Origin of the sequence: Paenibacillus melissococcoides, from assembly GCA_944800085.1 — a bacterium.
GTDB classification, from domain to species: domain Bacteria; phylum Bacillota; class Bacilli; order Paenibacillales; family Paenibacillaceae; genus Paenibacillus_B; species Paenibacillus_B melissococcoides.
The window spans coordinates 90607-110887 of sequence record CALYLO010000015.1; the positions used below are offsets into that span (position 1 = coordinate 90607).

Annotated in this window: 18 protein-coding genes and 1 pseudogene; 2 read left to right on the forward strand and 17 right to left on the reverse strand. The window is 56.7% G+C overall.

The window, feature by feature from the left end; translation table 11 throughout:
* Positions 1 to 18: 18 nt before the first annotated feature.
* The 17 genes and pseudogenes from OCY70_RS32470 to OCY70_RS32550 form a co-directional block, all read right to left on the reverse strand.
* Positions 19 to 1537: pseudogene (locus OCY70_RS32470) on the reverse strand (AAA family ATPase).
* Positions 1506 to 2072, reverse strand: a complete 567-nt coding sequence (locus OCY70_RS32475; protein ID WP_213426086.1) for a quinolinate synthase — start codon at positions 2070 to 2072, stop codon at positions 1506 to 1508. Before OCY70_RS32475 ends, OCY70_RS32470 begins: the two are co-directional and overlap by 32 nt.
* A gap of 299 nt (positions 2073 to 2371) precedes the next feature.
* Positions 2372 to 2893, reverse strand: coding sequence for a cell wall elongation regulator TseB-like domain-containing protein (locus OCY70_RS32480; RefSeq protein ID WP_213426087.1), 522 nt, complete (start codon positions 2891 to 2893; stop codon positions 2372 to 2374).
* Between the two features lie 12 nt (positions 2894 to 2905).
* The gene (locus OCY70_RS32485) at positions 2906 to 4216 is read right to left on the reverse strand and encodes an amidohydrolase (protein ID WP_213426088.1); all 1311 of its coding nucleotides are present in this window, start codon (positions 4214 to 4216) and stop codon (positions 2906 to 2908) included.
* Positions 4213 to 4860 carry a redox-sensing transcriptional repressor Rex gene (locus OCY70_RS32490; RefSeq protein ID WP_213426089.1) on the reverse strand — a complete coding sequence of 216 codons (648 nt, stop codon included), beginning with the start codon at positions 4858 to 4860 and terminating at the stop codon, positions 4213 to 4215. The genes OCY70_RS32485 and OCY70_RS32490 overlap by 4 nt, the downstream gene beginning before the upstream one ends.
* A 35-nt stretch (positions 4861 to 4895) precedes the next feature.
* On the reverse strand, positions 4896 to 7751 hold the full coding sequence (gene dinG / locus OCY70_RS32495) for an ATP-dependent DNA helicase DinG (RefSeq protein ID WP_213426090.1): 2856 nt from the start codon (positions 7749 to 7751) through the stop codon (positions 4896 to 4898).
* Positions 7752 to 7867: 116 nt separating this feature from the next.
* Complete coding sequence (locus tag OCY70_RS32500) at positions 7868 to 8500, reverse strand: tetratricopeptide repeat protein (protein WP_213426091.1); 633 nt, start codon at positions 8498 to 8500, stop codon at positions 7868 to 7870.
* A 188-nt stretch (positions 8501 to 8688) separates the two neighbouring features.
* Entirely contained in the window at positions 8689 to 9075 is a 387-nt protein-coding gene (panD, locus tag OCY70_RS32505) for an aspartate 1-decarboxylase (RefSeq protein ID WP_213426092.1), read from the reverse strand.
* Positions 9060 to 9980, reverse strand: a complete 921-nt coding sequence (panC, locus tag OCY70_RS32510; RefSeq protein ID WP_213426093.1) for a pantoate--beta-alanine ligase — start codon at positions 9978 to 9980, stop codon at positions 9060 to 9062. The genes panD and panC overlap by 16 nt, the downstream gene beginning before the upstream one ends.
* Positions 9977 to 10858, reverse strand: a complete 882-nt coding sequence (panB, locus tag OCY70_RS32515) for a 3-methyl-2-oxobutanoate hydroxymethyltransferase (protein ID WP_373871403.1) — start codon at positions 10856 to 10858, stop codon at positions 9977 to 9979. Before panB ends, panC begins: the two co-directional genes overlap by 4 nt.
* A gap of 358 nt (positions 10859 to 11216) precedes the next feature.
* On the reverse strand, positions 11217 to 12188 hold the full coding sequence (locus tag OCY70_RS32520) for a biotin--[acetyl-CoA-carboxylase] ligase (RefSeq protein WP_213426095.1): 972 nt from the start codon (positions 12186 to 12188) through the stop codon (positions 11217 to 11219).
* The gene (locus tag OCY70_RS32525; protein ID WP_213426096.1) at positions 12185 to 13474 is read right to left on the reverse strand and encodes a CCA tRNA nucleotidyltransferase; all 1290 of its coding nucleotides are present in this window, start codon (positions 13472 to 13474) and stop codon (positions 12185 to 12187) included. Before OCY70_RS32525 ends, OCY70_RS32520 begins: the two co-directional genes overlap by 4 nt.
* Before the next feature lie 71 nt (positions 13475 to 13545).
* The gene (gene bshA, locus OCY70_RS32530; protein ID WP_213426097.1) at positions 13546 to 14706 is read right to left on the reverse strand and encodes an N-acetyl-alpha-D-glucosaminyl L-malate synthase BshA; all 1161 of its coding nucleotides are present in this window, start codon (positions 14704 to 14706) and stop codon (positions 13546 to 13548) included.
* A 65-nt stretch (positions 14707 to 14771) separates the two neighbouring features.
* On the reverse strand, positions 14772 to 15470 hold the full coding sequence (gene bshB1, locus OCY70_RS32535) for a bacillithiol biosynthesis deacetylase BshB1 (protein WP_213426098.1): 699 nt from the start codon (positions 15468 to 15470) through the stop codon (positions 14772 to 14774).
* Positions 15470 to 15892, reverse strand: coding sequence for a methylglyoxal synthase (mgsA, locus tag OCY70_RS32540; RefSeq protein WP_213426099.1), 423 nt, complete (start codon positions 15890 to 15892; stop codon positions 15470 to 15472). Before mgsA ends, bshB1 begins: the two co-directional genes overlap by 1 nt.
* A 41-nt stretch (positions 15893 to 15933) precedes the next feature.
* The gene (gene dapB / locus OCY70_RS32545) at positions 15934 to 16737 is read right to left on the reverse strand and encodes a 4-hydroxy-tetrahydrodipicolinate reductase (RefSeq protein WP_213426100.1); all 804 of its coding nucleotides are present in this window, start codon (positions 16735 to 16737) and stop codon (positions 15934 to 15936) included.
* Between the two features lie 29 nt (positions 16738 to 16766).
* Positions 16767 to 17147 carry a nucleotide pyrophosphohydrolase gene (locus OCY70_RS32550; protein WP_213426101.1) on the reverse strand — a complete coding sequence of 127 codons (381 nt, stop codon included), beginning with the start codon at positions 17145 to 17147 and terminating at the stop codon, positions 16767 to 16769.
* Between the two features lie 157 nt (positions 17148 to 17304).
* On the opposite strand from OCY70_RS32550, the gene OCY70_RS32555 reads away from it, so the two are divergent.
* Both OCY70_RS32555 and OCY70_RS32560 read left to right on the forward strand, forming a co-directional pair.
* Complete coding sequence (locus OCY70_RS32555; protein ID WP_213426102.1) at positions 17305 to 18183, forward strand: YitT family protein; 879 nt, start codon at positions 17305 to 17307, stop codon at positions 18181 to 18183.
* Between the two features lie 1125 nt (positions 18184 to 19308).
* Positions 19309 to 20223 carry a transposase gene (locus OCY70_RS32560; protein WP_213426103.1) on the forward strand — a complete coding sequence of 305 codons (915 nt, stop codon included), beginning with the start codon at positions 19309 to 19311 and terminating at the stop codon, positions 20221 to 20223.
* Positions 20224 to 20281: the final 58 nt, after the last annotated feature.

Genomic DNA, 20281 nt, shown 5'->3' on the forward strand with positions numbered 1-20281 from the left:
GAAAAACCCAGCGTGGTTTCACGCTGGGAATTCCTGCCTGTCACATAATAGACACCGAAATTGTTCACCGCTCAAGTTTTCCTCGCGCAGAAGCTGGTGCAACACGTGCTCGAAGGCAGGCTTTGCGCTCGGCCAGCAGCGCGTGCGTACGCTGGAAGAGCTGCTCCATGATGACTTGCGTCTGCCGGGTCAGCGCTTCCGGCGGCAGCTGCTTCAAGCGGACGATGCCCAACTCCGTCAGGCCGGCATTGATCATCGTGTCGACGATGTCCAGCGCCTGATCGAAGTCGCCCTGGGAGCCGGTGCTGCGGTTGCCGTAAAAGATCTCCTCGGCCGCCGCTCCCCCGAGCGCAATCATAATCTGTTCTTCCAGGAACGGCTTCGTGTACAGATAGCGCTCCTCCAGCGGCTGGTGGCGGACATACCCGAGCGCTTGTCCCCGCGGGCTGAGCGCTACCTGGGATACGCTGCCGGGGCGGATCACTTCCGCCATAATCGCGTGCCCCAGCTCGTGGATGGCGACGCGCCGGCGTTCTTCCTGATTCGTCTCCCGGTCGATTTTCTCGCCCATCATCACTTTATCGATCGCCTGGGACAAATGATTCGTCGTAATGACATCCGACTCGTTCCGCATCGCGTAGATCGCCCCTTCGTTCAGGACGCTCTCCAGCTGCGCGCCGGAGAAGCCGAACGTCTCGTCGGCAATGCGCTCCAAATCGATGTCATCCGCCAGCGGCTTATTGTTGGCGTGCAGCTTCAAAATATGAAGCCGGCCCTTTTTATCCGGGAGGTCGACCTGAATATGACGATCAAATCGTCCCGGGCGCAGGAGAGCGCTATCCAGCATCTCCTTGCGGTTCGTCGCCGCCATGACGAGAATGCGCGGACTCATGTCGGCATACAGCCCGTCCATCTCCGTCAGGAGCTGGTTGAGCGTCTGATCGTATTCCCGCTGCTGTCCGCCTTCCCGCTTGCCGCCGATAACATCGATCTCGTCGATGAAGATGACGGCGTTCTGCTTTTTCTCCTTCGCTGCGCGCTGGCGCGCCTCCTTGAACAGCTCGCGTACGCGGCTCGCGCCGACGCCGACGAACATTTCCACGAACTCGCTGCCCGCGACGCCGATGAAGACGGCATCGGCATAGTGTGCCGCCGCTTTGGCCATCAGCGTTTTCCCTGTCCCGGGAGGCCCGGTGAGCAGGATGCCCTTGAGCGGCCGAATCCCGAACTTCCGAATCGCGTCCGGGCGAACCAAGAAATCGAGCGCTTCAATCAATTCATTCTTCGCCCGTTCCTGCCCGCCAATCTGCTCGAAGCTTAACGGAGCGACGGACGCCTTGCGCGAATCGCTGCGGGCGCCTCCGCTCGTCACTCCGGCGCCGCCGCGCCGCTTGACGGCATACGAGAGCGCGGCCAACACGACGGCAGCCAACACGATCGGAAGGATATTCACGCCGCGAAACGCAAGAAATACAATAATCGCGATCGCGGCTCCGATAGCCGCCTCAGGCCAGCGGATCGACAGTCTGTTTTTCATGCGGCCACACCCCCATTGCGGTTCCGTCCAGCGGCAAGAGCATCGTCTTGCTGCCTTGCTTGTCCTTCAGTTGAATATAGACATACTGATTATCCATCTCCGTCACGACTTCCAGACCGGGCTTGTTCGTCTGAAGCTCCTGCAACTTCTTCGGAATATCGCTGTAATTCCGGTGAACCATCGCCTCGGCTACATCGAACATCGCCTGCGACCACCATTGGTCAATCGATGGCGTACTGTTCTCATTGATATATTCAATCAGCACTTTTTTGCCTTTGGCATGCTGTGCAATCTCGCTATTCAGCTTCTGCACCACTTTACGAATATCGGCGCCCGGATCGGCTTGAATTTGAATTTTCAGCGTATCCGAATGCCAGTCTACCTGATACTTCGTAATCTCGGCATGCTGCCGCATGACGCGATCTACGGGCTGTTGCACATACTTCGTCTGATATACGGCCCACCCGACGAATAAAATACCGCCGGTCAGCAGCATAATAAGCAGGGTCGGCGCAATGCGAATGTTCTTCGTCATGCCACAAAAACCCCTTTCTATTCCTGTATATCGCTGATATTCCAATTTGAGCATGGTGCTGGCGTGCAAATGAATCATCTACCTGGCTGACATACGGTCCTAACGGTGTGCAAGTCATACTTTTCATCTATCACACGCGATATACAAGAGTATATCATATTTGATATACGATTTCGGAATGTAAAGTGTTCCATGACTGCCAGGACAGCAGAAAAAGCACCGCCTCTCCTCAGCGGCGGTATGACGCTGAAGCGAAGCGGTGCGGTGTAAAAGGGCAGTCCAAGCTGCCCCAGGCTATTCTATTGGTTGGGCAGACCGTAGATCTCGCCCACCGGAGAACCGTCATAGAAGGAATAAAACTGATAAAAATACCGGTGCGTTCCTTTCTCGTCCTTACGCTGGACGAAGGCTTGCCATACATATTGATTATCCTTATATCCGGGCAGCAGGCGGACGATGCGGGCATCGGGGTGCGCCTGCTGAATCGAGGCTTTCATCGTGGCCTTATCCACGCTATCCGCTGCCGGAATCGAAGTGACCCGCTCGGGGAAAACCCACACCCAGACGGCCTTCCCTTCCTGATTAGTCCCATTAATGACATAGACGACTTCATCCCATATGCTCTTCTCGATGCCGTTCACTTCGGTCAACGGCACCTCTTGCTGCGCGCGCTGCAAGATGTCTGCTTCCTTCAGCCGCTCATCGGAATAAATGTAGTTGACGTACATGACCAAGGCGACAATGAACAGGATAAGCACGACGAACGCCAGCGCGGCGATGAACCACCGGTTGCGGCGGCGGCGACTGCGGCTTCTGGCCATGCGTTCCTCCCGTCAGCGCTCAAGCAGGCGCTCGAAGCACCGCCCGGCTTCATAGAGAATGCGCTCTTCGTCCAAGGTGAGGCATTGGCCGTCCTTCACCACTTGGCGCCCGTCGACCCATACATGGGCGACGTCTTTGGCGGAAGCGGAATAGATCATATGCGAGACGAAGTCGGTATGCGGCACGAAATGCGGCTGGTTCACATTCACCGCCACGATATCCGCCTTCATGCCGGCTTCCAGCAGTCCCAGCTTATCGGCCCGGATCGTCTGCGCTCCGTACAGCGTGCCCATGCGCATCGCTTCAGCCGCCGGAACTGCCGTCGGATCGCCGGATACGCCCTTATGGATTAACGCCGCCAGGCGCATCTCTTCGAACATATCGAGATTGTTGTTGCTTGCCGGTCCGTCCGTTCCCAGCGATACGGTTACGCCCGCGCGCAGCAGCTCGGGAACCCGGGCGACGCCGGATGCCAGCTTCAGATTGCTGCCCGGATTATGAGAGACAGCCACGTTATGGCGAGCCAATACCTCGATCTCCTCATCGGTCAGATGAACGCCATGCGCCACGAAGGAAGGTCGCGAGAAGAAGCCGAGCTTCTCCAGATGAGCGACGGGACGCAGCCCGTAGTCCGCGACATTCTGAGCGACTTCCGCCGCGGTCTCCGACATATGCGTATGCAGCGGGAGATCGAGATCATGGGCCGCCTCCACGAACTTCTCGATGAAGGCCGGAGGACATGTATACGGCGCGTGTGGAGCCAGCATCGCCTTAATGCGGCCGCCGGCCTTGCCGTGCCAGTCGCGGGCGAATTGAACGGCTTCCCGGAGCTTCGCTTCCTGCACGTCTTCCGGGCATAAGCCGATGGCGCCGCGCATCAGACAGGCGCGCATGCCTGACTCCTCGACGACCTTGGCCACCTCATCCATATGGTCATACATATCGACGAACGTCGTCGTCCCGCCTTTCAGCATTTCCAGAACCGAGAGCGCCGTTCCCCAGCGGACATCCTCCGCGGTGAACTTCGCTTCCATCGGCCACATCTTCTCTTGCAGCCACGTCTGGAGCACCATATCATCGCCATACCCGCGCAGCAGCGACATCGCCGCATGACCGTGCGTGTTGATGAGCCCCGGCATGAAGAACAGCCCTTTGCCGTCGATCCGCACCGCCTCGGGCGTATCATGCTCCTGCGGCAGCTGTTCTCCCACATATACAATCATGTCATCTTCAATGACCATCGTGCCTGTAACGGACGTGCGCTCCGCGCCTGGACGCAGCGACGCAAAGGTCCCGTTCACAATAATAAGTTTCGTCGTCATTCTACCGGAGCTTCCTTTCTATCATCGGATAAATAATAGGCCAGACTGAACATGTCCGTCGTAAAATCGGCCGTATGCACCCGCACATGAGCCGGAACGCGGAGGATAACCGGAGCGAAGTTCAAGATCGCCTCGACACCCGCCTCGACGAACTGTTCCGCGACATGCTGCGCCTCCGAGGCGGGCACGGTAATGATGCCGATGCGGATTTTCTGTTCGCGCACGGTGTCCGCGAGCTCGCTCATCGGCTGTACGCGCAAATTGTTAATCTCGGTGCCTACCTTCGATTCCTGCGCGTCGAATACGGCCACAATCCGCATATTATCCTTCATATAAGCCGTATAGTTGCACAAGGCATGGCCCAGCTTCCCCGCGCCGACGAGACCGACATGAATAATCTGATCCAGCTTCAGTATATGGCGGATTTGTTGAATCAGGTAAGAGACATCATACCCGATTCCTTTGCGTCCAAAATCGCCGAAATATGCCAAGTCTTTGCGAATCTGGGCGGGATTGAGGTCCAGCTTCTGCCCCAAATCCTGTGAAGAAACCGTCAGAACCTCTCGCTGCTTGAGTTCCATCAGATGACGTAAATAAACCGGCAGTCTGCGAACGACAGCTTCTGATATTTTCAACGTTTTCATATCTGTTTCGTTGCCCCCTCATCGCTCTTACACGCCTATTTTTCGTGCTCGCTTAACCACGCTTCGATTCTGGGCACCAGCTGCACATTGGCCATGTGCTCCATCTTCGGCCCAGGAAGCGAATATAAGAAATGTTTGCCGTAGCTCGTCTCAATCACCCGCGTATCGTACACGATGACGATGCCTTTGTCCTGAGCGGTCCGCACAAGGCGTCCGAAGCCCTGCTTGAAGCGGATGACCGCCTGCGGAACCGAATATTTCCGGAACGGGTTCTGCTTCTGGCGCTTCAGCCGATCGCATTTGGCTTCGACGAGCGGATGGTTCGGCGGCTGGAACGGCAGCCGGACAATGGCGAGACAGGTGAGCGCGTCGCCGGGAATGTCGACGCCTTCCCAGAAGCTGCTCGTACCGAGCAGCACGGATGTCGGCTGCTCCCGAAAACGGCGCGTCAGCTTGCTGCGGTTCCCGCTGTCGATGCCTTGGCCCAGCACCTGAATGCCGCTTGCGCTCAGCGCTTCGTTCAGCGGCTCGTACACATCCCGGAGCATGCGGTACGAGGTGAACAGGACGAGCATTCTCCCGCGGGTGACGAGCGCCACATCCCCGATCGATTTCGCGAGCATCTGATTGAAGACCGCGTCGGACGAGCCTTTGACGCTGGGGAAATCCCGGGGGATAACGACTAGCGCCTGCTCCCGGTAATTGAACGGGGATGGCAGAATGACCGTATGCAGCCTGCCGTCATTGGCAGCTTCCGTCAGCCCGATCTGCTCCTGCACGAACTGGAACGACTTGTCTACGGACAGCGTCGCCGAAGTGAGGATGACGCTCTTCTTCGGTTCGAAGAAATAACGGTTCAGCGCGTCGCTCACATCAACCGGCACGGCATACATTTGCAGCGACTTGAACTTGAACTGCGTATTGCCTTCCATCCAGTAGACCGTCTCCGGATCCGAGCCCTGCATGAACAGGCGGAAATCGTCGCGCACTTGCCCTACATCCTTCAGCAGCCCGGTAATATCGACGATGACGCCCTCCAGTTCTTCGTCATCGGCCTCTTTCCACTCATTAACCAGCTTTTCGCCCGAGCGAACGATGTCGCTGAGGCGGGCGTGGATCGATTTCTCCAGCTCCACCGCTTCGGGCCAGCCTTCCGGGCGCTCGCCGGCCGGGAGGCGAAGCACCGTCTGGCCGCCCTCGAATTGACCGGCTTCCCCGGAAGGAAGCAGCTGATACAGCATGTCATGCAGCCGATCCCATTGCTCCTTCACGTCGACGATCTGCTGCAGCAGCTTGTCGATCCCTTCGGCCCAGATAAGCGCTTTCTCATGCCCTGACAACCGGAGGCGCTGTTGAAGCACGACAAGAGCGCCGCTCTTGCTGTCTTTGAACAGCCGGGTCAGCGGGTGAATGAGTGAAAAATATTGCAAATTCGTCCCCAAGTGCTTGCCGGCCGTCTCCTCGAAATGATGCGCCTCGTCAACGACGAGATGCTCATAGCCCGGGAGCAGACGATGATCCGCCATCACGTCGGTAAACAATAACGAATGATTCGTAATGACGATATCGGAGAGATTCGCATTATTTTTGGCCCGGTGATAGAAGCAGCGGCGGAACCAAGGACAGGAACGGTTCAGGCAGGAATCGCTGTCGCTGGATACCGAATCCCAGAACTCGGGCCCTTTGTGCACGAGATGCAGTTCCTCGTCATCTCCATGCTCCGTCCGGCTGAGCCATACGAGCAGCTGCGCCGCTGTGATGCTGTCATCTCTTGCGTGAACGAACTCTCTGTTACTTATTTTATGTTCAAATTTACGCAAACACAAATAGTGACTGCGTCCTTTTAAAATCGATACCTTGAACGAAAAAGGAACAATCTGCTCCAGAAGCGGCACATCGCGCTGTCTCAGCTGCTCCTGCAGGTTGATCGTATGGGTGCTGACCACGACCTTCTTCTCGTGAAGTACGCTGTGATACAGGGCCGGCAGCAAATAACCGAGCGACTTGCCCGTTCCCGTTCCGGCTTCGATCAGCAGATGCTTATTCTCATCGAGACACTCCATCACTTCGTTGAACATCTGCTCCTGCGAGGCCCGAGGCTCGTAGTGATCCAGCATCGCTTCCATCCGCTGCTTCACTTCATCGAGAAATTGACGGAACGACTTGCCGGCCAGCGGATTGTCCGCAGACGCGTCGCGAGGCGGCGGCGTGTCGGTCCAATCGTCCTGCTTGAGCATCATGTGGCGGTAAGGGAAGTAGCCTTCCTCCTCCCAGCTTGCCATATTCCGCTCCCGTTCGCTCAGCTTCTCCGCCAGCAGCCACTTCAAATCGCGTTCTTCATGATCCCCGAAGACCTCGACGATGCCTTGCAGCGTAAGCAAAGGCAGGTCGTCAATGGCTTCCATGCAGCGGCGGAAGATGTCCGCCGTCGCAAGCGCATCGCTGTCCGCCTGATGAGGCCGGTCATGGGCAATGCCGAAATCATGAGCTACGGAACCTAGCTGATAGGAAGGAAGCGAAGGGAACAAAATGCGAAGCAGCTCGATCGTGTCCAATATCCGGCCGGTGAACGGCAAATAACCGGTCTGCTCCAGCGCCTGCCGCAAATATTGATAATCGAAGCCGACATTGTGGCCGACCAGGACCACGTCGCTCAGCAGCGGCACCATCCCGGTCATGGCCTCGTCCAGTTCTGGCGCATCCTGAACATCCTCGTCGGAGATGCCCGTAAGATTCGTAATGAATTCGGGTATGCTTGCCGTCGGACGGACCAGGGTGTGGTATTGTTGCTCTACGTTCAGATCATGCCCCAGAACGACAAGGCCAATCTGTATAATTTCATCGCTGGGCTGATTGCCCGTCGTCTCAAAATCCAACACAGCAAATCTCATTATCTGTTAATTCCTCTCACCGATTTCTGTTCTTAGCATAACAGATGATCGGCCATTTGGAAATGCACAGAGGGAAACATCTGTGCGTATTTTTACGAACAGGTTTCCCTCTCTGGTTACGGCATGTGAATCCACTCACCGCCATATTGTAAATGATCGCCATCCGACAGACACGCTTTCAAGTTCAAAACAGGCTCTGGCAGTGAAGGATCAAGCAGATGCGCTTTGCTGAAGTATTCCTTCGCTTTGGAAAGCTCCCGCTGCTCGGCGCTGATGCACCCCAAGGCATTGTAAGCGATCGCTTTGAGGCATTTGCTCTCGGTCAGAGGAATGATGAGTTGAAAATGATGTCCCGCTTCCTGATTCCGGCCCAGATACAAATAACTCATGGCCAAATAAATGCGGCTGTCGATATGGTCCGGCCTTATCGATGCCGCCGCTTCCAAATGCTTGACGGCTTCATCATACATCATCAGCATGTAGTATCCCTGACCTCGCTGGAACGGATCCGTAAAATCGGGCAATGTCGGCTGCGGCTGCGCCTCGATCACGTCATTGGGACTGTGAGGACGCAGCGAGGCAAGCTTCTCCTCGAACCGAAGCCACTCCTCCACGATGTAATCGCTCATGGTGGACAGCACCTTCAATTGCCGGTCCAGTTCCTGCTTGCGCTCTCCCGCCGCTTGGGGATACTGGCGAATTAATTCATCCAGCACTTCATTCATCGTCGCGAATACTTGTTGCAGCACGATTCCATCCCACCTTTACGAGTGATGCGTATCGTCGATAACGGATCTACGTTCATTGTGTGTTAAGGGGGTGGATTTCATTCCGCGCTCCAACGTTTACCCAACGGAGCCTGGCGCTGTCAGAGGCTTGGCCTGAGCCGGGTCGAAGCGTGCCGGTGCCTGCGCTGTGATGGCGGCCGTTGAAGCGTTTATTTGATCGTCGCGTGAGCTTCCGTTCCGGCCATCAATTCCACCGGCTTGTTCTCCCCATCGACGAATACGATTTTGGGCTGATAAGTACGCGCTTCTTCGTCGGTCATTGCCGCATACGAAATAATAATGACATTGTCTCCGGGCTGGACAAGGCGCGCTGCCGCCCCGTTCAGGCAGATGACGCCGGAATGGCGCAGACCCGGAATGACGTAAGTTTCCAGACGGGCGCCGTTGTAATTGTTGACAATCTGCACTTTCTCATTGGCCCAAATGTCGGCGCATTCCATCAGATGCTCATCGATCGTAATGCTGCCCACATAATTCAAATTAGCCTCCGTCACCGTAGCGCGGTGGATTTTCGATTTCATCATTTCACGGAACATAATCGTCCTCCTTGGCGGCTGAAGAGCCGGTTGTCGATTAAGCGCGTTCGCCCGAAGCGGACCGCCAGTGCGATAAGCACGTCGCTCCCCGCATGGCCGACCGGTTCATCGGAAGGCAGCGCCTGCAGCGCCGGGAACGTCAGGATGTCAATGTAATCAATGTCCGCCAGCGGCGCTTCTCCGATAACCTGACGGATGCGGGACTTCACTTCTTCCGCCGTAAGCCCGGGCTCCTGCCCCAGCCATTCCTCCGCCATGCGGAGCGAGCGGGATAAGCCGAGCGCCTGCTCGCGCTCCTCCCCGCTCAGGTACACATTGCGCGAGCTGAGCGCGAGCCCGTCCGCTTCCCGCACGATCGGGCAAGGCACGATCGTGACGTCGAAGTTCAGGTCGGCCACCATCTGTTGAATGACGGCCACCTGCTGCGCGTCCTTCATTCCGAAGTATGCCCGATCGGGCTTGACAATATGGAACAGCTTCGCGACCACAGTCGTGACGCCGTCGAAATGGCCCGGGCGGGACGCGCCGCACAACCGCTCGGTCACTTCGCGCACATGAATCGTCGTCTTCGTCGTCTTCGTCGGCTGCGGATACATCTCTTCCGGAGACGGCAGAAAGACGATATCGATGCCAAGCGAAGCCGCGAGCTTCAGATCCCGCTCTTCGTCGCGCGGATATTGGGCCAGATCCTCGTTTGGCCCGAATTGAATCGGATTGACGAAGATGCTCAGCACCGTGACCGCGCACTGCTCCTTCGCCTGCCGCATCAGACTGGCATGGCCTTCATGAAGATAGCCCATCGTCGGGACGAATCCGACCTCCGCCCGCCCCGATTGCTGGTCCGCTTCCTGCCGCAGCCTGCGGACCTCGGACCGCAGCTCGGCGATGGTGCGTACGGCGATCATCGGACATCCTCCTCTTCCTTGGCGGCATGTCCGTACAATTGGCCCTGCACTTCTTCATCGGCCGCGAATGAATGGCTTTCTGCCGGGAAGGCCCCCGCTTTCACCTCACGCACATAGGCGCCGATCCCCTCTTGAATCATGGCGCCGATATCGGCATAGGTTTTGACGAACCGCTTCTCGCGGTAATCCGCCGTATAGCGCAGCAGGTCGTGGAACACGAGCACCTGGCCGTCGCAGCCCGCGCCCGCCCCGATGCCGATCGTCGGTATCGAGAGCCGTTCCGTAATATATGCCGCCACCTGCGCCGTCACCAGCTCGAGCACAATCGCGAAGGCGCCGGCCTTCTCCAGCGCCAGGGCATCCTCCAGCAAGCGGTTCGCATCCTCGGCCGTCTTGCCTTGAATGCGGTAGCCGCCGATCTGATTCACCGACTGCGGCGTCAAGCCGATATGGCCCAGAACGGGCACCCCCGCTTGCACGCATGCTTCGACTGTGGCAGCAATCTCCCTGCCGCCCTCCATTTTGACCGCATGGGCATGGCCTTCCTGCATAATGCGGCGGACGCCGGCCAGCGTGTCCGGAATGCTGCCGTGGTAGGTCATGAACGGCATATCTGTCACGATGAAGGTGCGGGACGCCCCCCTCCGTACGGCGCGTGAATGATACACCATGTCGTCGAGCGTGACCGGCAGCGTGGAGTCATAGCCGAGCACGACGTTGCCCAGGGAATCGCCGACGAGAATCAAATCAACGCCGGCCGCTTCCGCCAATTGGGCCGACGGGTAATCATACGCCGTCACCATGGCCAGCTTTTCCCCGCGCCCCTTCATCGCCTTCATTTTCACAATGCTTAACGGTTGTGTTGCCATCTCGTACATCCATCTCCTTTTGTAGAGGCCGTTCAAAAAGTCCGCTTTACCGCGAAAACCTTATTTGGAACACAGACCCTTCGAGGCCGGCCCCTTTTTTGTTGTTCGCCCTCGTTCCTTCGCTTTAGTGTGCGCAAAACAAAAAAACCTTTCAGCATTTCCTGCTAAAAAGGTCACCAAAGAGAAAAAGAGGTCGCATGCGGACGTCCTTCTGTCTCGGTCCCTTCGGCTCAGAGCAGATACGTGCATCACGTTCGTCAAGGAATATGTACTTGTCGGCACGATTTCCTTGCTTACTCGGGTGAGTGCGATTCTCTCCCGAGATACCGCCTCACCGACTACAGTATAGCAGATCCATGAACCTGTTTCACCCGGAAAAATGCACATCTCCGGAAAAAACTTTTTGCACCGCTCCCGTCTTGTCCCTCAGCAGCAGGGCGCCGGATTCATCCAGCCCTACCGCGACGCCCTGCAGCGGCCCCTGCGGGGTCTCGACGGTCATCTGGCGTCCGAGCGTGATGCTCTGGGCCTCCCACAGCGTGCGGATGGGCCCGAATCCTTCCTCCTCATACAGCCGGTACAACTGCTCCATCTCCTGCAGGCATGCCGCCACCAGCGTGGCCCGGTCCACTTCCTGGCCCGTCACGATCTTCAAGGACGTCGCCCGCTCTTGCAGCTCCTCCGGGAAGTCGGCGGCATCCAGGTTGACGCTGATGCCGATGCCGGCAATGACGTAGAGCAGCCGCTCGTCTTCGGCGGCCGACTCGAGCAGGATGCCGGCCACTTTTTTGCCGTCGGCCAAGATGTCGTTCGGCCATTTGATGCCGAGCGGGGCGGATGTCAGCTTTTTCATCGACCGGAACATCGCCACCGCCGAGAGCAGCGTCAGGTGCGGCGTATACGGCAGCGGAATGCGAGGGCGCAGGACGATGCTCATCCAGACGCCCTTGCCTGCCGGCGAATGCCAGACATGCCCCTGGCGGCCCCGGCCGCCCGTCTGCTCCTCCGCCAGCACGACCGCGCCCTCGGGCGCGCCTTCCTTCGCCCAGGCGGCCGCTTCGTTCTGGGTCGACTCCGTCTTCTCCAGGATGCGCAGCCGGTTGCCGAAGGTGCCCGGCGCCAGCTTGCTGAGCAGCGCCGCCTCATCGAGCCGGGTCGGCTGGGTTACCAGACGGTACCCGAGCTTCGGCACGGCGTCGAAGGCGTAGCCTTTGGCGCGAAGGACGTTGATCTGCTTCCATACGGCCGTCCGCGTGATCTGGAGCCGGCGGCTCAATTCCTCGCCGGAAATATATTGATCCGGGTGTTCCCGGAACCAGTCCAGTAATTTTTCATTCATTCGTTGTTCCACTCTTTCTCCACGTATTTCCTGAGCGCGTCGCGCTCGTTCGGCACGTCGCCGAGCGCGACGGCAAGCCAGGCGGCTTCGAGCGCCTCGCGAAGCCACGGCCCGGCCGGCCGGTCCGCCGCTTGCAGCAGATCCCCGCCCGTCAGGGCGATATCCGGCAGGCGGCGGACGGCGATGCGCTGGAGCCAGGCTTCGCCGTCCCGCAGGAACGGCGCAAGCCGCTCCTCCGGCACGCCAGCCAGCGCCGTGCGGCAGGCGTGCCATCCGCGGAGCGCGTCCTCGCCGCAGGCGTAGAGCGCTTCCGCGTAGGCCCGGCGCCAGGCGCGCTCGCCGCCGGGCCCGGCCAGGGCGGCCTCGCCTCCGGCCGCCAGCCGCGCCTCCGCGCGCAGGACGCCGAGCACCGCGTCCTGCTGCGCGCCCGAGAAGCGAAGCGCCTGCACGATGCGCTTCGCTTCCGCCTCGCCGGCCGCCAGGCCGAGCAGCAGCGCGGCGAAGCGCAGCTCGGGTCCGTCCACGGCCCCGAGCGCGCACAAGAGCCGCGGCCAGCCGTCCGGCGCAGGGACCGCCAGCGCGCCGAGCGGCTCCTTCGCATAGCGCAGGAGCCCGCTGCGCGCAAGCATGGCCCACCCGCGGGCCGGATCGGCTCCCGCGGTCAGCTTCCACAGCTCGTCGCGAACCCGTTCCATCGCGACGTAGCGCAGCGTCTCCCGTTGGCGGAGAAGCGCCCGCCACGTCGACTTGGCGATGCGTCCGCCCAGCAGCGACGCGAACCGGACGCCCCGCAGCATCCGCAGGGCGTCCTCGCGGAACCGCGTCTCCGGATCGCCGACGCAGCGGATAAGGCGCCGCTCCAGATCATCCCGGCCGCCGAACGGATCGCGCAGGCGCCCCTCAATATCAAGCGCCATCGCGTTGATGGTAAAGTCGCGGCGCCGGAGATCCTCCTCCAGATCGCCGATGAACTCGACCGCTTCGGGCCGCCGATGATCCTCGTAGACGGACTCCTTGCGGAAGGTCGTCACCTCATATGTATGATGATCCATGACGACCGTCACCGTGCCATGTGCGAGTCCCGTCGGCACGACGCGTCGGAATAACGCCGTCACCTGCTCCGGCAGAGCGGAGGTCGCGATATCGATGTCGCCGACGGGCCGGCCGAGCAGCCTATCCCGCACGGAGCCTCCGACAATATAGGCTTCATGCCCCGCCGCCAGCAAGTGGCGCATCACTTGCCGCGCCTCCGCATACAGCAATTTTTCTTGAGGATGGCATTCCATCTCTGGGTCACCCCTTTACATGCAAGCGCGCGCAATGGCAGCCATTGCGCGCAGTAGATTCCGGCTGTACATTAACAGACGGGCTTCGGAATGCCGACTTCTTGCCCGAGCACCCGGTAATAAATTTTTTCATATTCCCACGTGATCAGATCGTTGCAGAAATCGTGATGTGCCCGATGCAGACACGCTTCGCGCATCGTCTGGGCGAGCCGCGGCTGGCTCAGCAGTTGAATGGCGTAATCGGCCATCGCTTCCGTATCCCCGATCGGAGCGAGAAATCCGGTCTCTCCATGCTTCACCAGTTCCGGAATGCCTCCGGCCTCGGAGCCGATCGTCGGTACGCCGCAAGCCATCGCTTCGAGCGCGACCAGGCCGAAGCTCTCTTTCTCCGAAGGAAGCAGCAAGCAATCGGCCATTGAGATGACTTGGGCGATTTCATCCTGCTTGCCGAGAAAGTGAACCCGGTCCTCCAGCCCCATCTCCCGGATTTTGCACTGCACCTTCGGCATATCCGGTCCTTCGCCGACGAAGACGAGACGGGCGGCCACCTCCTGTTGCACGCGATAAAAAATATCCACGACATCCGCCACCCGTTTCACGGGACGGAAATTCGAAATATGCATCAATATTTTTTCAAACGGATAAGCGAATTCAGCGCGGAGCTGAGTGACATCCCGCGGATAATAGATGCGCTTGTCAACGAAGTTATAGGTCAAGTCGATCGGGCGGGTTATCTCTAACAGCTCCCGCGTTTCTCGAATCAAATCCTGGGAAACGGCAGTAACCGCATCGCTCTCATTGATGGCGAACCTTATCATATCCTTGAGCGATTCATCCTGGGCGAGAACGGTGATATCCGTCCCGTGCAGCGTCGTGACGACCTTCAGATCCGGATGGGACATCTGCTTGGCCAGGTAGGCGCACACCGCGTGCGGCACCGCGTAATGAACATGCAAGACGTCGAGCTGCTGCATATTGGCTACCTGCGCCATTTTATTCGCCAGCGACAAATCATAGGGCGGATAGCGAAAGACATAATAATCGTTGACATCCACTTCATGATAATAGATGTTCTTCAAGAACCCGGATCCGAGGCGGAATGGAATATTGTGAGTAATAAAGTGCACTTGATGTCCGCGCTCCGCCAGAAGCTTCCCCAGCTCAGTCGCAACGACGCCGGAGCCTCCGAGAGACGGATAGCAGGTAATTCCGATTTTCAGTCCTTCCTTCAAGCCGCTTCCCTCCTATCTGTTCCAAAATGCTTCGTTCCACGGCATCCAGCATGCCCTGAACGGACTTATAAAAAGGCGGAAACGGCGTACGGCCCTTTCATGGCAAATCCTTCGGCCATAGCAAAGCCTCTTGCCTGCCCGAGCAAGGCGTCTCTCGCCTCGACCCGTTCCACATACCCTTGATTAAGCGGCGTAAAGACAACATCATCCGTGCCGCTCGGGCGGACGAATTGAGAAGCATAGGCACGCAGCGCCTTGCGCTTCTCTTCATAGACATCCGTCACATCGACCAGAATCTGCGCGGGAGCAATATCATTAATGAAGTAATAAAAAACCTGCTCCACTTGATGCGCGGGCGTATCAGGCATATAACGGCGAAGCTTCGCATTGAAAATCGCTTCCTGCACAATGCGGCTGCATTGAATATGATCCGGATGGCGATCCTCCCAATAAGGCATAAATACGATGCGGGGACGATAGCGTCGGATTGCGCCGACGACCGCATCGATATGCTCGCGCCGGAGCTCCAGCCCCCTGTCAGGCAGCTTCAGATTATCGCGAACCGCCAGGCCAAGAATGTCGCTTGCTTGCTGCGCCTCGCCTCGCCGCCGCTCGACCGTTCCATTCGAGGACATCTCCGCCTCTGTCAGATCGCAGATGCCGACGCGGTAACCGAGCTTCGTATGCTTGGCGATGGTGCCCGCCATCCCGATCTCCACATCGTCCGCATGCGCGCCGAAGGCTAGGATATCCAGCTCTTTCATTACTCTTCCACTCCCGGCTTGTATTTATGAGACAATTCCCGCCATGCAAAATCGCCGCGCTGCATCGCCTTGACCAAAATTTCCGCCGTCGCGACATTCGTCGCCACCGGAATGCCCTGCACGTCGCATAGACGAAGCAGCGCGATAATATCCGGCTCATGCGGCTGGGCCATTAACGGATCGCGCAGGAAAATAAGGAGATCCATCTCATTTTCGGCGACAAGCGCGCCAATCTGCTGATCGCCGCCAAGCGGTCCCGATTGGAAGCGATGGATGTCCAAATCGGTTTGCTCCATAATGCGAAGCCCCGTCGTGCCTGTCGAGTATAACTGGTGGCCGCGGAATACACTCTCATACGCCGTCACGAAGTTGACCATCTCGTCTTTTTTGCGGTCATGTGCGATAAATGCGATTTTGTACATGCTGTAACCTCCGTTGTTATATCCCCTGTAATATAACGGGCTTAGTCGTCTAGCAGATGTTCAAATCCGTAAACCAGCTCTTGAAGCCCCATCACTTTCTTCACCGCGACGTTGACGCCCGGCATATAGCCGGCCCGCTCATAAGAATCATGGCGAATTTTCAAGGTTTGTCCATAACCGCCGAAAATAACCTCCTGCTGCGCAAACACCCCGGGAAGCCGTACGCTATGGATGCGGAATCCATTATAGTAACCTCCGCGCGCGCCTTCCAGCTTCTCTTCTTCGTTCGGATTGCCCTGGCGCTTCTCTTCTCTCGTCTGGGAAATTAGCTCGGCCGTCTTGATCGCTGTTCCCGAAGGCGCGTCCAGCTTCTGATCCCCGTGATATTCAATAATCTCAACATCCGGGAAATATTTGGCCGCCTGCTGCGCGAACCGCATCATCAGGATTGCCCCAATCGAGAAATTCGGCGCGATCAAGCCCCCGATTCCCTGCTCCTTGCACATGGCGCCCAAGCGTTCGATATCTTCCGGAGCGAACCCCGTCGTTCCGATTACCGGGCGAACCCCGTGCTGGATCGCCAGCTCGGTATGCTGCAGCACTGCCTGCGGTGTCGTAAAATCAACCATCACATCCGGCGCGCTTGCTTGCAGCGCCTTCTCGAGATCGGACTCGACGATGACGCCGCAGGCCGGCAGTCCGACCAGCGAACCGGCGTCGACAGGTCCTGTTGAACGGTCGACAGCGGCAACGAGGCGAAGCGCATCATCTCCCAGCACCATTTTTACGACTTCACGGCCCATTCGGCCTCCTGCTCCGACTACGGCTACTTTGATTTGTTCCATCCTCGCCCTTCCTTTCCTTATCGTGCCCGCTAAGCGTTCGGGTGTTCCTCAATCCGCGTCCATCGATCAGCGTCTCTCGTCGTGAATTTGTGCATGACATCGTCATGCGCCTTCGTCAAATCAATGCCAAGCGAATTGGCAAAGCATAATAAAATGAACAGGATATCTCCCAGTTCCAATTCAATGGAATTGTCCGCCTCCGAAGCCTTTTTCGGCTTCTCGCCATACGTATGATTCACTTCCCTGGCCAATTCGCCCACCTCTTCGGACAAGCGCGCCAGCAAGGCGAGTGGGCTGAAATATCCTTCCTTGAATTGCGATATGTAACGGTCCACTTCGCGCTGCATTTCCGCCAAAGGCTTCTCGCGCAGCGACGACAAGAGCACCTTCAAATCCGAATTTGTCGCCATGCCATCCCCTTCTTTGTCAGCTGTTTCATGTTTCATTTCTGCTACTATGTTAACGTATACCCGGCTGGAAAACAAATGCTTTTTATATGTAAGTTATTTCGATATACTAAGAATGCGCCGCGCAAGCGCGATACTTATCTTCATTGAAAAAGGAGCCATGCCACACGTGAATTCGACCTGGCTGAAGCGCATATGGCAGACTTACCTGCCGATAACGATCGGAACGGCCGTGTACGCGTTCGGTCTGATTTACTTCATTCTTCCCAACCAGCTCATGGAAGGCGGCGTCACCGGGATTACGGTGCTGCTGAACTATGCCGCAGGCATTCAACCGTCCATTTCCACGCTTGTGCTGAACATCCCGCTTTTTGCAATCGGTTGGAGAGCATTGGGAACCCGGCAATTAATATACAGCATCTATGGCGTTCTGTCCCTCACCGTGTTTTTGTGGCTGTTCGAACGGGCCGTAGCCAATCAATGGATCCTCCCGTTCCAGACAGAACACGATTTCATTCTTGCTCCCCTGTACGCGGGCGTGACGTTAGGGGCCGGCCTTGGCATTGTATTCCGCTTCGGCGGGACCACCGGAGGCGTAGACATCCTGGCGCGGATCGCCAACCGAAGATTCGGGATCAGCATGGGCCAATTCATTTTGCTGCTCGATATCTTCATCATCGGCTCCGCCTTATTCTACATCCCGAAGGAAAAAATTCTGTACACTCTCGTAACCGTATTCATCTCTTCCCGAATCATCGATTTTATTCAGGAAGGGGCGTATGCGGCCAAAGCCTTCACCGTCATCACCGACCATGCCGAAGCGATCTCGCAGACCATAACTAACGAGATGGAGCGCGGCGTAACGCTCATTCCCGTGATCGGAGCCTACTCCGGCGAACAAAAGCAGATCGTGTACTGCGTCGTCAGCCGCACCGAAATGCGCCGTTTCAAGACGCTCGTCAAACAAATCGACCCGCGCGCCTTCATCGTCGTCAGCGATGTCCATGACGTGCTAGGAGAGGGCTTCCGCGAAGGATAACCGCCATGCAGAATGCCGGCGATAAAGATTCGGGCATTGACGTTGATTCACGTACTGATGAAGATTTGCGCACGAAGAAAATACCGGGAGCGCATGCTTCCGGTTTTTGGGCTGCCTTCTATCCTTCCCCTCCCCCTCTCTTCACTTCCCCTAGCACTCCCCCTTTAATTCAGGTGTACCTCCGCCTCCCTTACATATTTATCCGCTCAATTGAAACAAATCGTGTTTCTACTATTGGACAGCTAGTCTCGTAAATGCCTATTGAAGAGAATATGGAAGGATATTTTTCCATACCCGGTGAGGGATTACCGTTCTGAAAACAGGATCGCCTCGTTACGCAAGTGTCCCCTATGCGATGTAGCATGTTCCAAAGAGCATCTGATCCAAAGCGCATCTGATCTAGAACGTAATCCAATCAATAGTACACGTGATCTGGAATGCACCTGATTAAGAGTGCATGTGATCTGATCTGGAAGGCATCTGATCAAGAGTGCATATGGTCTATAAGCTAGGAGGCATGTGATCCAGAGCAATACATGCTGTCAGAGCTCTTTTCACCATTCTCCCTTTGCGTCAGGCAGCCCTGGCATCAGGCTTCTCCAACCACTCTGACCCTGATCACCACAACATCCTCTCCCCCGCCTCTTTATCCTAGTCTCCCGTTCATTCAGGACAAGCCTATCGTCAGGATGTACACAATAATGACTGCCTGTACAATATAAGCTTATGAATCCCATCATCACGAATAGAAAAATAACGCTGGTTCTAACGGTCTCCCTTCATTTTTTCTCAGCTGCGATTTCTAACATATGAGTTACAATTCTGATGTAAGTTTCATGAAACGAATATATGCTCCACTTTTTCTGACCCAAAGGGAGATTGAAAATAAGAAGAGAGCTAGAGCTAACTAGCTCATCGGCCATTACCGCGGCGCCCAGCTTCCCCCGGATCGAGGGAAACCGCCATGTGTTAAAACCTCCAAAGAAAACAAAACTGAAAAGCGCTAATATTGTACCATTTTTGGAAAATGGGGGGGGGGTTGATAACAGAATGTATGTTCGCTATAATTATTTTAAGAACATTTGTTCGTTCCATACAAACAATAATAGTCTGGAGGGATCGCAAGTGAAGAAGTTGGATGAGATTTCAACATTGGAGGAGTTGTGGAACACATTCGCGACGGAAGCGGATTGCGCCGCTTATTTTGAGAGAGTCAAATGGCCGGAAGGCTTCATTTGTCCGCGCTGTGAGCATCGCCAGGCTTATACCATTAGAACACGCCGGCTTCCTCTCTATGAATGTCGTTCTTGCCATCACCAGACTTCGCTTATCGCCGGAACGATAATGGAAGGGAGCAGAACCTCGCTCAAGAAGTGGTTTGCGGCGATTTGGCTCGTCTCAATAAGGGAACCTGGAATCAACGCCGTTCAACTGCAAGCTGTACTTCAAGTTACCTATAAGACGTCCTGGCTCATTTTACATAAAATTCGAGGCGCAATTCATTATCATGATACCAATAATCTTATGAAAGGAGATGTTCGAGGCATTATCGTGTTCTATGGGCGACCATTCAGTTCGCCCATTGTGTTGCATGACAAGGAGACTGCAATTATCGTTGCGGAGACCTCTTCCCACTCCGCGTTCGGACCGGCAAGACAATTCAAGATGAAGCTTATCGGCAGGGAGCATCTGTCAGGCAAACTGCTGCTTCCCTCGGGATGTCAGCACTTCAAAGATCAGCATGTCGAAAAAAACGATAACTATGAGACAGAGATAAACCGCTACATTTTCCGTATTCGCCGGGACGGCCGGCTTTATACGATGTATCGGCAGGCTCGCCAATGGTTGAACCGAACGTTCCACGGAATCGGCGCCAAGTACCTGCAGCGTTACTTGGATGAATTCAACTTCCGGATCAATACGCCACCCGCTGCCGTCGCCTCTCAATTGCTCCAAGTTTGTCTTACGCCATCGCCGGCTAGGTTAACACACACAAGACAAGCATTTTCTCCATCCCGAGCGGCGTCTTGCGCGGCGTAGCGCGTTTGTACTCGGAACTGCTGATCAGCGTCTTGCACAACTTGAAGGCGGTGTATAC

Excerpts from the sequence above, each read along its gene's own strand:
- panD (WP_213426092.1), bottom strand. The coding sequence starts at position 9,075 with ATGTTCCGTGAAATGATGAAATCGAAAATCCACCGCGCTACGGTGACG.
- OCY70_RS32525 (WP_213426096.1), bottom strand. The coding sequence starts at position 13,474 with ATGGAATGCCATCCTCAAGAAAAATTGCTGTATGCGGAGGCGCGGCAA.
- OCY70_RS32475 (WP_213426086.1), bottom strand. The coding sequence starts at position 2,072 with ATGACGAAGAACATTCGCATTGCGCCGACCCTGCTTATTATGCTGCTG.
- dapB (WP_213426100.1), bottom strand. The coding sequence starts at position 16,737 with ATGGAACAAATCAAAGTAGCCGTAGTCGGAGCAGGAGGCCGAATGGGC.
- dinG (WP_213426090.1), bottom strand. The coding sequence starts at position 7,751 with ATGAGATTTGCTGTGTTGGATTTTGAGACGACGGGCAATCAGCCCAGC.
- OCY70_RS32555 (WP_213426102.1), top strand. The coding sequence starts at position 17,305 with ATGCCACACGTGAATTCGACCTGGCTGAAGCGCATATGGCAGACTTAC.
- OCY70_RS32490 (WP_213426089.1), bottom strand. The coding sequence starts at position 4,860 with ATGAAAACGTTGAAAATATCAGAAGCTGTCGTTCGCAGACTGCCGGTT.
- mgsA (WP_213426099.1), bottom strand. The coding sequence starts at position 15,892 with ATGTACAAAATCGCATTTATCGCACATGACCGCAAAAAAGACGAGATG.
- panB (WP_373871403.1), bottom strand. The coding sequence starts at position 10,858 with ATGTACGAGATGGCAACACAACCGTTAAGCATTGTGAAAATGAAGGCG.
- OCY70_RS32485 (WP_213426088.1), bottom strand. The coding sequence starts at position 4,216 with ATGACGACGAAACTTATTATTGTGAACGGGACCTTTGCGTCGCTGCGT.
- OCY70_RS32550 (WP_213426101.1), bottom strand. The coding sequence starts at position 17,147 with ATGGCGACAAATTCGGATTTGAAGGTGCTCTTGTCGTCGCTGCGCGAG.
- panC (WP_213426093.1), bottom strand. The coding sequence starts at position 9,980 with ATGATCGCCGTACGCACCATCGCCGAGCTGCGGTCCGAGGTCCGCAGG.
- OCY70_RS32520 (WP_213426095.1), bottom strand. The coding sequence starts at position 12,188 with ATGAATGAAAAATTACTGGACTGGTTCCGGGAACACCCGGATCAATAT.
- bshB1 (WP_213426098.1), bottom strand. The coding sequence starts at position 15,470 with ATGAAAGAGCTGGATATCCTAGCCTTCGGCGCGCATGCGGACGATGTG.
- OCY70_RS32480 (WP_213426087.1), bottom strand. The coding sequence starts at position 2,893 with ATGGCCAGAAGCCGCAGTCGCCGCCGCCGCAACCGGTGGTTCATCGCC.